Source organism: Pseudomonas alcaligenes, from assembly GCF_014490745.1.
In the GTDB taxonomy this organism is placed as follows: Bacteria; Pseudomonadota; Gammaproteobacteria; order Pseudomonadales; family Pseudomonadaceae; genus Aquipseudomonas; species Aquipseudomonas alcaligenes_C.
In genome coordinates this window covers 1,705,089-1,716,665 of the sequence record NZ_LZEU01000001.1, presented here as the reverse complement: position 1 = coordinate 1,716,665, position 11,577 = coordinate 1,705,089, and the positions used below count along the sequence as shown (strand labels likewise).

Here is an 11,577-nt window from a genome sequence, read left to right as displayed (position 1 = left end):
ACACGACCCGAGCGGGCGGCAGTGAAGCAGATTGCCAGCAGTAAAAGCGCCGAACAGCGCACGCCAGCCAGCAGCGACCGAAAGGTCAAAAAACGATCAGACAGTCATGCCAAGAAGTGCCAACCGGGTCACATGGCACAGGAGATGGCAGAACAGCGGGAGGATGGCCAGGGGCATGATGCCCCTGGCCGGAACAGCAGAAGAACTTAGCGGGTACCGCGACGACGCAGAGCCGACGGAGTGAACTCGCTGTCCGCGGGAACCGGCTTGGAGAAGTCGGCGGTGCCCGCCTCCTCGCTGTCGAGGTTCTGCACGTAGTAGCGACGGCTCTGCAGGTCGTGGAAGGCCTCCATGGCCGACCAGGTGGTAGGCAGGTCGTAGTAGTTCTTCAGGTAGGCAATGGAGACGCGCCACAGCTCGCCACGGGTGTCGTACTGGTCGACGATCGCTGCCTGCCAGCTGTCCTCGTCGAGGAACAGGGTGCGCTTGCCGTAGACGTGACGGGCGCCCGGCTTGAGCGTGCCCTCCACCACCCAGACGCGGTGCAGTTCGTTGCGGGTCAGCGCCGGATTGACGTGACCGACCTGCAGCACATCCTTGTACTTCACCCCATCGGCGGCGATGCGGTAGTTGTTGTAGGGGATGTACAGCTCCTTCTTGCCCAGCAGCTTCCAGTCATAACGATCCGGAGAACCGTTGAACATGTCGGTGTCGTCGGCGGTGCGCAGGCCTTCGGAGGCAGCGATCGGCGTGTCGTAGGCCAGGTTCGGCGCACGCCGCACGCGGCGCTGGCCGGCAGCATAGGCCCAGGCTTGACGCGGTTCCTTCACCTGATCCAGGGTCTCGTGCACCAGTGCCGCACCACCGGCCAGGCGCGCCGGGCTCTTGGTGAAGTTCAGGTAATAGAACAGGATGTTGCCCAGGTCGGCGTAGCTGCCTTTGGGGTCGTAGTAGCGGAACAGCGCCTCGACTTCCGACACCACCGGCGAGAACACGCCGTTGCGCTGCACCGGGGCCTCCACGGAACGGCGGGTGATGTAGGTACCGCGGTAACGCACGATGTGGTTCCACAGCGCCTCGACGCCGTCCTGCGGAATCGGGAACGGGATGCCGCCGTAGGCGTCGGCGAAACCGTTGCCGCCGGCCAGCAGCTTGGCGGTGGTGGCGTTCTTGATGGTGTTGTCATACACCCACTGCGGCGCCGAGCCAGAGCGACGGCTCTGATAGATCGGCATCTGGAAGGTGTCCGGATAGGAGTTGAACAGGGCGATCTGCCCGGCGCTCAACTTGTCCTTGTACTGCTCCAGATTGGCCTTGGTGATGGTGAACAGCGGCTTGTCGTCCGGGAACGGGTCGACGTGGTGCGAGCCACTGCCCTTGTAACCGGCCGGGGCCTGGGTGATGCCACCAGTCCAGGCCGGGATGCTGCCGTCGGCGTTGCCGGCTTTCTCGGCGCCGAAGGGCGTCAGACTGGTGCCGAGCTTGGCGGCTTCCTGGGGCGAGACCGCCGCCAGCGCGCTACCGGCACAGAAGGCCAGGGCAACGGCGGCGCCGATCAGTGAGTGCTTGTTCAGCATGGTGATTCTCCGTGGTAAGTCAGCGGCCGGGCTGCCCGTGCAACCCGGCCCGCAAAGCGGTGGATCAGAAGGAGTACTTGACGTTGATGCCGACGTTGTCGCGGTCACGCCCGGAGTTGTTCTGCCCGGCGCCGTAGAACTCGGTGTACTGCAGTTCGGCCTCCAGGCTGTTCAGGTAGTTGGCGCGAATACCGGCGGTGTAGGCCATACGGCCTTCGATGAAGTTGCCGGTCTGGTGCGAGTTGCCGCGGAAGTCATGCTTGAACACGCCGAAGGGCGACAGGTTGACCCCGGCGTACACGTCGTTCCAGGTACCCGACAACGCCAGGGTGTAGCCGTAGGCATCGCGGTCGATCTGATCCTCGTCGCCATAGCCGGAAACATAGGCACCGTTGGCACGCCCGGCGAAGCCGCGGGTCGAGCCATCGTAGGCGGTGTAGGTCAGGCTGCTGGCGCGCACATGCTCGGAGGCCAGCTCGGCCACGCCGAACAGCGAGTCGAAGCTCAGCGACGGGCCGAAGTTGTAGATGGTGCCCAGCGAGGTGTTGAACGCCTCGACCCGCTCGTAGTTGTGGAACATCGGGCCACGGCACAGCTGCTTGCCGGAGATGTCGGCACAGGCCTGGTCGCCGGACACGCTGCCGTCATAGATGTTGGTCAGGCCGAAAAAGCCCTGGCCCAGCAGGTCGCCGAGCAGGTCGTTGGTGGCACTGATGCCCACCGGCATGTTCGGCCGATAGGCCAGCTCGCCGAATACCGAGGCATCGCCCAGGGTGGTGTTGAAACTGAAGCCGTACATGCGGATGTCTTCGACATACTCGCGGCGGCCAACGGCGTTGCTGGCCGCATCGAGGGTCGCCACGGCCGGAGCCAGCGCCCCGCCGAACGGGCCCAGCGAGCCGGCCAGGGCGGTCATGTCGACGCCCTGATAGCCGCTCAGATCCACGGCGATCTGCGGCTCCTTGGAGTGGTAGTTGATGAAGTACAGGCCGAACTCGGTGGCGTTCAGCTCTTCGGCGATATAGCGGAAGGCCACGCCATACTGACCGTCGTTCTTGGCGTTGATGTCGCTGCCGATGTTGGCCACCTTGAACACGTTGTAGTTCGGGTCGAGGTAGGCGTTCGGGCCGAACGGGCCGTTGCCCACCAGGCCGGCGTTCAGGGCGGTCTGGTAGCTGGACATCACCGTGCCGAGCAGCGGGTTGTCGTAGCGGGTATAGGCGGTGTTGCCGCCGTCGGCGAACAGGTCGGTCTCGGAGAAGAAGGTGCCGGCCGGGTCGATGGCGGTCTCCTTCCAGTTCCACTGGTAATAGGCTTCCATCGACAGGCTGTCGGTGAGGCCGATGTTGAAGTTGAAGGCCTCCACCGGCACCAGCACTTCCTTGAGCTCCGAGCCCGGCAGGCGGAACTTGGCGGCATCCACCGGGTTGGTGGTGTTGATCCCACCGCGATAGAAGATGCCCTCGCCCCAGTTGAACACCTGGCGGCCGACCTTGGCGGTCAGCGGCATGTCGCCCACGTCCCAGTTACCGTAGACATAGGAGTCGAGAATCTGCGCGTCGCGCCCGGCCTTGTGGCGGGTCTCGTAGGTGAAGCGGTCGTTGTTCGGGTAGCTCTGGCTCGGACGGTAATCGTCGTTGTCGTTGCGCTTGTCCATGATCTGGGTGTCATAGAACGCCGTGCCGCGCACGAACACCCCGTAGTTCTGGTAGTTCGCCTCCAGGTCAGAGGTGACCTTGAACACTTCGGAAACCAGACCGGTATCGAAGTTGCGGTTGCCGTCGTTGCCGTTGGTGTCGTCGTTGGTCTTGTCCTGGCCCTGCACCCGGTACAACTGCCCGTAGGACAGGGTGGTATCCAGCGAGCCGGTGACCTCGCCATCGGCCAGGCTGAACTCCATGGCCTGCAGCGGCGCCGCCAGCACCAGCGGCAGCAGCCCGAGCAAGGTGAAACCGGCCTGGGCCGGAGCGAGGAAAAGAGACTTGCGCAAGGGTTTGTACATCAACGGCTCCCCAATCGATTGTTCTTGTTATGGGCGACTCTTCCCTGAAGCGTGGTCTCAGCCGCGCTTTCACCCGGATCGGCAGGCACTATTCAAAATCGATACCAACGAGCGCCCTTGAGCGGTAGGCGCGAGCATGAAACAGGGCCCCGGGAAAAAGCCGCCGCGCATCGAACAAAAAATCGGCAAAAGAAAACCAAGCAAGCGCTTGCTGTCATCATTTGTCCGTGTAATGGCGCAATATAACCTTGAGAAAAAATCACCAGCTGGGACGGTCGAGCGAGGGGGCAAAATGCAGCGGGGGCAAGGGGTGCGGCCGGTGAAGCTGACCAGGTAGAAAGGAAACAAAAACGCCGGATGGGTAACACTTTTGCGTCACCCATCCGGAGTAGCGGTAACGTCAGACCAGGCTCTTGCTGACCACTTCGAAGACGTCGCTGGACAGCTCACCGGAAGCCAGAATGCGCTCCAGTTCGCCACGCATCAGCGCCTGGCGCGCCGCGTCGTACTTGCGCCAGCGGGTCAGCGGCGCCAGCTGGCGCGAAGCGATCTGCGGGTTGGAGGCATTCAGGCTGATCACCTGATCGGCCAGGAAGCGGTAACCGCTGCCATCGGCGGCGTGGAAGTTGACCAGGTTCTGCCCGGCGAAGGCGCCGATCAACGCGCGCACCTTGTTCGGATTCTTCATGGTGAAGGCCGGATGCTGCATCAGCGCCCGCACACGGGCCAGACCGCCCGGCAAGGTGCTGGCGGCCTGCACGCTGAACCACTGATCCATGACCAGGGCGTTGTCCTTGAAGTGCTCGGCAAAGGCCTTGAGGGCCTCGCCCTTCTCCGCCTCGAACGGCGAATTGACCAACACCGCCAGGGCGGTCAGGCGCTCGGTCATGTTGTCGCACACCTCGTACTGCTCCAGGCAGGCCGCCAGCACTTCCGGGCGCCCCGTCAGCATCAGGTAGGACAGCGCGATGTTCTGCAGGCTGCGCCGGGCGAAATGCGTCGACTCGGCCACGTAGGCAGTGCTGCGCGACAGCTCGCGGTTGGCCTGGTAGCGCTTCCACAGCGGCTCGAACAGTGCCTCGGCCAGCTGCGCGCGGGCAAACTCGCGGGCCGCGTGGATGGCGTCGACATCGGCCACTGCGCTGATCTCGGTGAGGTAGGCCTCGCCCGGCAACGACAGCATCTCGGCGACCATGGCCTGATCCAGCGCCTCATTCTCCAGCACGCTGCGCAGGGCGGTGACCAGGCGCTGGTCGAGCACCAGGGCTTCGCCACGCTGATGCTGGCCGATCAGCTCCTGCAGCACCTGCACGGCCAGCTGCTGGCCAGCTTCCCAGCGGTTGAAGCCGTCGGAATCGTGCTGCATCAGGAACATCAGTTGGTCGCGACCATAGGGGAAGCTCAGCTTGACCGGCGCGCTGAAGCCGCGCAGCAGCGACGGCAGCGGCTTCTCGGCGATATTGACGAAGGTGAAGGCCTGCTCGGCCTGGGTCACCTGCAGCACGCGGCTGCGGCCGACCGGCTTGTCTTCGCCGACCAGCTGCAGCGGCAGCTCGCGACCCTGGGCATCCAGCAAAGCCAGTTCGACCGGGATCACGAACGGCAGCTTCTCGCTCTGCCCCGGGGTGGCCGGGCAGCTCTGGCGCAGTTGCAGGCGATAGGTATTGGCCGCTGCGTCGTAGCTCTCGCTGACCTCCAGGCGCGGCGTGCCGGCCTGGGTGTACCAGCGCTTGAACTGGCTCAGGTCGACACCGCTGGCATCTTCCATGGCCTTGACGAAGTCGTCGCAGGTCACCGCCTGGCCGTCGTGGCGGGCGAAGTACAGATCCGAGCCCTGGCGGAAGGTCTCGGCGCCCAGCAGGGTGTGGATCATGCGCAGGACTTCGGAACCCTTCTCGTAGATGGTCAGGGTGTAGAAGTTGGAAATCTCCATGTACGCATCCGGGCGCACCGGGTGGGCCATGGGGCCGGCGTCCTCGGCGAACTGGTGGGTGCGCAGGTAGGCCACGTCCTCGATGCGCTTGACCGTGCGCGAGTTCATGTCGGCCGAGAACTCGGCGTCGCGGAACACGGTGAAGCCTTCCTTGAGCGACAGCTGGAACCAGTCGCGGCAGGTCACGCGGTTGCCCGACCAGTTGTGGAAGTACTCGTGGGCCACCACCGCCTCGACGCGCTGGTGGGCGGCGTCGGTGGCAGTCTCGGCCTTGGCCAGCACGCAGCTGGAGTTGAAGATGTTGAGGCCCTTGTTCTCCATGGCGCCCATGTTGAAGTCGTTGACCGCAACGATCATGAAGATGTCCAGGTCGTACTCGCGCCCGTACACCTCCTCGTCCCACTTCATCGACTTCTTCAGGCTGTCCATGGCGTGCTGCACCTTGTCGATGTTCTCCGGCTCGACGTAGATGCGCAGGGTCACTTCGCGGGCGCTCATGGTGGTGAAGCGGTCTTCCACGCACCACAGGTCGCCGGCGACCAGGGCGAACAGGTAGGCCGGCTTCATGAACGGATCTTCCCAGGTCGCCCAGTGGCGGCCATCGCCCTCGCTGCCGCTGGCGATCGGGTTGCCGTTGGACAGCAGCACCGGGTAGCTGTGCTGCTCGGCGCTGAGCGTGGTGGTGAACTTGCTCATCACGTCCGGGCGGTCGAGGTAATAGGTGATCTTGCGGAAACCCTCGGCCTCGCACTGGGTGCAGAACATGCCGCTGGACTTGTACAGGCCTTCCAGCGCGGTGTTGCTTTCCGGGTGGATGCGCACCGTGCTGTCGATGACGAAACTGGCCTGGCTGGGCTGCAAGGTCAGATGGCTGTCGCTGAGCTGGTAGTCGCCTGCGGACAGCTCGCGGTCATCCAGGGCCACGCGGATCAGCTCCAGCTGCTGGCCATCCAGCACCAGCGGCGGCAGGTCGGCACTCAGGGCCGGGTTGCGCCGCATCACCAGCTGGGCATGCACCAGGCTGTGATCCTCGTACAGCTCGAAGGTCAGATGGGTCTCGTCGATCAGGTAGTCGGGGGCCTGATAGTCCTTGAGGTAGATCATTTTCGGCTGTTCGGTACGCATCGGCTTGTGGCCTCTTATTCGGTGAGTACGGCGACCTGGTAGGCCGTGTATTTGCGCAGATTGATCACGCCGGTGTCGAGGATCAGGTACTGGCCCTTGATACCCCTGAGGATACCCTCCACCACCGGGGTCTTTTCCAGGTCGTGGCTGGCCACCTTGGTCGGATAGGCCTCCACCGGGTAGCGGATGTCCACCACCTCGGCGTCCGTCACCGCCTGGATCGCCTGCAGGCCGAAGCGCTGCTGCAGCGCCAGCAGGCCTGCGGCGCAGCTGGCCAGCAGCTGGTCGCGGATGCCCGGCAGATCCACCGGCACCGCGTCGCCCTTGAGCAGCGCGCGCCAGTTGGTCTTGTCCGCCACCTGGCTGCGCAGCAGGTCTTCGACGAAGCCGGACTGCTGGCGGGTAGCCACGCGGAAGATCGGCAGCGCCTGGCTGGCGCCCTGGTCGAGCCAGCGGGTCGGCAGCTGGGTGGCGCGGGTGATGCCCACCTTCACTCCGGACGAGTTGGCCAGGTACACCACATGATCGGTCATGCAGAACTGCTCGCCCCAGCCCGGCTCGCGGCAGGTGCCCTCGGCGTGGTGGCATTTTTCCGGGCTGACGATGCAGCTGTCGCACTGCGCCAGCTTGGTGAAACAGGGGTAGCAGTAGCCCTGGGCGAAGCTCTTCTTGGTCTTGCGCCCGCAGTGGGTGCAATGGATGGCGCCCAGGAACTCCAGGCGGATGCGCTTGCCCAGCAGCGGATTGACCGGTACTTCCTGCTCGTCCAGGCGAAAGGCGTACTGCGCCGTCTCGCCCAGGCGCACCGCCATCTTGCTCAGTGCGCCACGACCTAGTTCGTTCATGCCCGCCACCCTCAGTGCAGAGTGGTGTTGGATTTGAACAGCAGGTTGGGGATCGGCTCGGCGTGGGACTGGCATTCCTGCGGGCCCATGTAGCCGGTGCGCTCTTCCTCGGGCAGGTTCTGCACTTCCCAGGCAATCATGGCCTGCAGCGACAGCTCCTTCTGCTCCTGGGTGAGCTTGCGGCCATCCGGCCACTTGCCGATTTCCACGGCCAGCTTGAGGCTCTGGTAGATCTCGGGGGTGATGTTCTCGATCATTTCGGCAAAGGACGACATCTGAAACTCCGACAGCAGACAGCTAAAAACTCGAACAGGCGGCCAGTTTACCGGCGCACGCGCGCCAGTGCACCGCCCAGCAGGCCGGTGGCGCAGCCGGCCAGCAGGCCGCTGACATGCGCCGCATTGGCGATGGAACCGAAGCCCAGGGTATCGATGACGCCGGACAGGCACACCAGCAGCCACACCAGCATCATTCCCAGCACGCCGCGCGGCAGGCGATAGGCCGGGGTCGGCGCCAGCAGCTGGAAGATCCAGCAGTAGCCGAGCAGGCCGTAGAGCACGCCGGACAGGCCGCCGAACAGCGACGGCCCGCTGAACCAGAACTGCGCCAGGTTGGAAAGCAGCGCGATCAGCAGGCTCAACCCCAGCAACTGCAGACCGCCCTGGCGCGCCTCGATGCGCCGGCCCAGCTCCCAGTACCACATGCCGTTCATCGCCAGGTGCAGGACGCCGAAGTGGATCAGCGCCGGACTGACCAGGCGCCACCACTGACCATTGTGCAGGCCCTCCAGCCAGGGGCTGAAGTAGATGTAACTGGCGTCGACACGAAAGTCCTGGAAGGTCAGCCAGCGCAGCGCTCCATAGTCGTCGCCCAGGCGGGTGAACAGCGCCACCAGCAGCGCCAGGATGAGCACCAGCGAAGTAGTCGGGCTGGTCGTCAGCTGCTGCAGGGCGCCAGCTGCCGCCGACGGCGCTGGGGCCGGCAGCAGCTCGGCTGCCATGTCGCCCTGCGGATAGCGCAGATACAGCTCGCGCACCTGCTCGGCCACCGGCTCGGCCGACACCCACAGCACCTGCTCGCCGCGCTCCTCGCTGACCCGGTGCGGCACCTGCAGGTGGCGCAGCAGGCCGACGAAGCCGCTCAGATCCTCCTGCAGCGGCCGACGCAGGGCCGCTACCGCACTCATTGCGGCGCCTCGGGACGCTCCACCTCGACCCAGACGAACTTGCCCGGATCGATCTGCTGTTCGTCGTCCAGGCGATAGGCCACCAGCTTGCCGTACATCACCGCGCTGTAGTCCAGGCAGGCCAGGTTGGCGCGGATCGGTGCCGGGCGGCCACGGCGCCAGTAGTGGCCGACGAACAGCATCGGCTCGTCCGCGCCGTACTGCAGCAGGCGGCCCTTGTCGGTCGGGGTCAGCGGCAGGCTGGCCACGCTCTCGGGCAGGGCATCGGGCTGGAACACCACGTCACCGTAGGTCTGCGGATCGTCCTCCCAGAACTTGGTGCGGAAATAGGCGCGGGTGAAGCCCTCTTCGCTGGTCAGGGTCAGGCCCTGCGGCAGGCGCATGTCGGTGCCGCGCAGCAGGCGCTCGAACACCCGGTTGGCGAAGCTGCCGGGCACCGCCGAGGCTCTGACGAACGCCTCGTCGACCCGGCCATCGGCGAACTGGCTCTTGAGCTGGGCAATCAGCGGCTTGTCCCAGCAGGCATGCACCAGGCGGAAACGCCCGGCATCGATGAACAGCGGCAGCTGCTGGAACCAGGCGAGGAAGTCGCGCCAGTCGCCGGCATGCCCGTCGAACTGGCGGAAGGTCTGCTGCAGCAGGCGCTCGTGCCGCGGCGTGCGCTCGCGCACGTACTGGCGCGGGCTGTCTGCCGGCGCCTCGGTGTACCAGCCGAGGGCGTTGTACTCGTGGTTGCCCATGATGCACAGGGCCTGGCCGGCCTCGACCATCTCGTGCACCAGGTGCAGGGCCTCGCGGATACGCGGGCCACGGTCGATGATGTCGCCAAGGAACAACGCCATGCGCCGCGGATGACGCCACACGCCGGCCTCACGGCGATAGCCCATCTGCTCCAGCAAGCGCGCCAGACTGCGTGCGCAACCGTGCACGTCGCCGATCAGGTCGTAGCTGCGCTCGCTGTCGAGGAGCATCTCAGTCGTGGCTCCACTGGCGGCCGCCCCAGCCGAGCTTGGTGCGGCAGGCCTCGTAGTAGTTGTGGTCGAGCGGGTGGATCAGGCGCAGTTTCTGCGGTTTCTTGGCCACCGTGATGGTGTCGCCGGGGGCGCAAGTGAAGTGGTTCTGGCCGTCGCAGGACACCAGCGGGTAGATCGGCAGGTCGTCGGCCACCACGATCTTCAGCTCGCTGTTGCCGTCCACCACTATCGGTCGGCTGGACAGGGTGTGCGGGTACATCGGCACGATGACGATGGCGTCCAGCTTGGGGTGCATGATCGGCCCGCCGGCGGACAGCGAATAGGCGGTGGAGCCGGTGGGCGTGGCGACGATCAGGCCGTCGGCCTTCTGGCTGCAGACGAAGTGGCCGTCGATGAACAGCTCGAATTCGATCATCTTGGTCGACTTGCCTGGGTGCAGCACCACGTCGTTGAGCGCATCGCCCTGGCCGATCGCCTCGCCGTGGCGGCGCACTTCGGCCTCCAGCAGGAAGCGGCTCTCCTCGAGGAAGCGCCCTTCCAGCACCTCGGCCACCTTCACTTCCAGCTCGTCCGGCTTGATGTCGGTGAGGAAGCCCAGGCTGCCGCGGTTGACCCCCAGCACCGGAATCCGCTGGCCGGCCAAGGCGCGCGCGGCACCGAGAATGCTGCCATCGCCGCCGACCACTATGACCAGGTCGCAGACCTCACCGAGGATCTTGCGCGAGCAGGTCTGCAGACCGTGACCGGGCAGCACCTCGGCGATGGTGTCTTCGAGGATCACGTGCAGGTGACGCTCGATCAGGAATTTCTTCAGGCGGCGGATGGTATCGAGTACCTGGGCGCTGCCCAGGCGGCCGATGATGCCGATATTGCGAAACTGCTCCATGGGGCGCTCTGCGACGGGAGTAATGGCCGAATTATGGGCGAAAGCCGGCAACAGCAGCAAACCGGCTATGCTCGCCCCATGAACCGCCTGCCGCCACTCCAGCCCAGCCTCGCCGAACTGCGCCACCCCCAGGTGCGCGACCTGGCCTGGGCGCTGCTGTCGCCGCCGCTACTGCAGGGCAACCTGCCGCTGCGCCACCCGCTGACGGCCAGCCGCTGGGCCAGCGACCCCGAGCGCCTGCTGGCCTGGCTGCAGCAGCAGGAACAGGACAGCAGCGCCCTGCAGCAGTTTCTCGCCAACGGCTCGCGGCGCCTCGGCCGCTACTACGAGCGCCTCTGGCAATACGCCCTGGAGCAAGCGCCGGATGTCGAGCTGCTGGCCGCCAACCTGCCGATCCGCGAACAGGGCCACACCCTCGGCGAACTGGATCTGCTGCTGCGCGATGACCAGGGCGTGCACCACCTGGAGCTGGCGATCAAGCTCTACCTGGGCCCGACCAGCCTGCCCGGCGGCGATCCGCAGCACTGGCTGGGGCCGGCCAGCGAGGATCGCCTGGGGCGCAAGCTGCAACACCTGCTGCAGCATCAGCTGCCATTGTCGGCCAGCCCAGCCGCGGCGGCGCAGATCGCCGAGCAGACGCAGCAGGCGCCTAGGGCCAGCCTTTGGCTCGGCGGCTACCTGTTCCACCCCTGGCCGCAGGATTGCGCGGCGCCAGCCGATGCCCACCCGCAGCACCTGCGCGGCCATTGGTTGCCGCGCCGCGCCTGGGCTCAACGCCAGGCCTTGCAGGCCGGCGCCTGCTGGTTGCCGCTGGCGCGCCGGGCCTGGCTGGCACCGGCGCGCCTGAGCGCCGACCAGCTATGGACGAAGCAACAGTTCGACACCTGGCTGCAGCAGCTGCCCGGCGACGCGCCGGCCCAGCTGCTGGTGCGCCTGGAGCCTGACAGAGAGGGGGATTGGCAGGAATGCGAGCGGCTGTTCCTGGTCAGCGACCACTGGCCGCTGCAGGCCCCGCCGCATCCCGTCGACGACGAGGCGCAGTAAGAGCC

The 11,577-nt window shown here is 65.7% G+C and carries 10 protein-coding genes; 2 read left to right on the top strand and 8 right to left on the bottom strand.

What is annotated here, in order from left to right:
* Positions 1-206 precede the first annotated feature (206 nt).
* The gene (locus tag A9179_RS07670) at positions 207-1,577 is read right to left on the bottom strand and encodes a DUF1329 domain-containing protein (protein ID WP_187805231.1); all 1,371 of its coding nucleotides are present in this window, start codon (positions 1,575-1,577) and stop codon (positions 207-209) included.
* Positions 1,578-1,641: 64 nt separating this feature from the next.
* Positions 1,642-3,579 carry a DUF1302 domain-containing protein gene (locus tag A9179_RS07665; RefSeq protein WP_187805230.1) on the bottom strand — a complete coding sequence of 646 codons (1,938 nt, stop codon included), beginning with the start codon at positions 3,577-3,579 and terminating at the stop codon, positions 1,642-1,644.
* Between the two features lie 136 nt (positions 3,580-3,715).
* On the opposite strand from A9179_RS07665, the gene A9179_RS07660 reads away from it, so the two are divergent.
* On the top strand, positions 3,716-3,916 hold the full coding sequence (locus A9179_RS07660) for a hypothetical protein (protein ID WP_187805229.1): 201 nt from the start codon (positions 3,716-3,718) through the stop codon (positions 3,914-3,916).
* Positions 3,917-3,979: 63 nt separating this feature from the next.
* Here the strand turns inward: A9179_RS07660 and pepN are convergent, their stop codons facing one another.
* The 6 genes from pepN to A9179_RS07630 are packed head-to-tail and all read right to left on the bottom strand — an operon-like array spanning position 3,980 to position 10,528.
* Complete coding sequence (gene pepN, locus A9179_RS07655) at positions 3,980-6,637, bottom strand: aminopeptidase N (RefSeq protein ID WP_187805228.1); 2,658 nt, start codon at positions 6,635-6,637, stop codon at positions 3,980-3,982.
* 14 nt (positions 6,638-6,651) lie between these two features.
* The gene (locus tag A9179_RS07650; protein WP_187805227.1) at positions 6,652-7,482 is read right to left on the bottom strand and encodes a DUF2797 domain-containing protein; all 831 of its coding nucleotides are present in this window, start codon (positions 7,480-7,482) and stop codon (positions 6,652-6,654) included.
* An 11-nt stretch (positions 7,483-7,493) separates the two neighbouring features.
* Positions 7,494-7,757 carry a YeaC family protein gene (locus A9179_RS07645; RefSeq protein ID WP_187805226.1) on the bottom strand — a complete coding sequence of 88 codons (264 nt, stop codon included), beginning with the start codon at positions 7,755-7,757 and terminating at the stop codon, positions 7,494-7,496.
* 47 nt (positions 7,758-7,804) lie between these two features.
* The gene (locus A9179_RS07640; RefSeq protein WP_187805225.1) at positions 7,805-8,668 is read right to left on the bottom strand and encodes a rhomboid family intramembrane serine protease; all 864 of its coding nucleotides are present in this window, start codon (positions 8,666-8,668) and stop codon (positions 7,805-7,807) included.
* Complete coding sequence (locus A9179_RS07635; protein ID WP_187805224.1) at positions 8,665-9,639, bottom strand: metallophosphoesterase; 975 nt, start codon at positions 9,637-9,639, stop codon at positions 8,665-8,667. Before A9179_RS07635 ends, A9179_RS07640 begins: the two co-directional genes overlap by 4 nt.
* A 1-nt stretch (position 9,640) precedes the next feature.
* Positions 9,641-10,528, bottom strand: a complete 888-nt coding sequence (locus A9179_RS07630; RefSeq protein ID WP_187805223.1) for an NAD(+) kinase — start codon at positions 10,526-10,528, stop codon at positions 9,641-9,643.
* A gap of 78 nt (positions 10,529-10,606) precedes the next feature.
* Between A9179_RS07630 and A9179_RS07625 the strand changes: the two genes are divergently transcribed.
* Positions 10,607-11,572, top strand: a complete 966-nt coding sequence (locus tag A9179_RS07625) for a DUF1853 family protein (protein WP_262410550.1) — start codon at positions 10,607-10,609, stop codon at positions 11,570-11,572.
* Positions 11,573-11,577 lie beyond the last annotated feature (5 nt).

Excerpts from the sequence above, each read along its gene's own strand:
- A9179_RS07630 (WP_187805223.1), bottom strand. The coding sequence starts at position 10,528 with ATGGAGCAGTTTCGCAATATCGGCATCATCGGCCGCCTGGGCAGCGCC.
- A9179_RS07660 (WP_187805229.1), top strand. The coding sequence starts at position 3,716 with ATGAAACAGGGCCCCGGGAAAAAGCCGCCGCGCATCGAACAAAAAATC.
- A9179_RS07645 (WP_187805226.1), bottom strand. The coding sequence starts at position 7,757 with ATGTCGTCCTTTGCCGAAATGATCGAGAACATCACCCCCGAGATCTAC.
- A9179_RS07635 (WP_187805224.1), bottom strand. The coding sequence starts at position 9,639 with ATGCTCCTCGACAGCGAGCGCAGCTACGACCTGATCGGCGACGTGCAC.
- A9179_RS07640 (WP_187805225.1), bottom strand. The coding sequence starts at position 8,668 with ATGAGTGCGGTAGCGGCCCTGCGTCGGCCGCTGCAGGAGGATCTGAGC.
- pepN (WP_187805228.1), bottom strand. The coding sequence starts at position 6,637 with ATGCGTACCGAACAGCCGAAAATGATCTACCTCAAGGACTATCAGGCC.
- A9179_RS07625 (WP_262410550.1), top strand. The coding sequence starts at position 10,607 with ATGAACCGCCTGCCGCCACTCCAGCCCAGCCTCGCCGAACTGCGCCAC.
- A9179_RS07650 (WP_187805227.1), bottom strand. The coding sequence starts at position 7,482 with ATGAACGAACTAGGTCGTGGCGCACTGAGCAAGATGGCGGTGCGCCTG.
- A9179_RS07665 (WP_187805230.1), bottom strand. The coding sequence starts at position 3,579 with ATGTACAAACCCTTGCGCAAGTCTCTTTTCCTCGCTCCGGCCCAGGCC.
- A9179_RS07670 (WP_187805231.1), bottom strand. The coding sequence starts at position 1,577 with ATGCTGAACAAGCACTCACTGATCGGCGCCGCCGTTGCCCTGGCCTTC.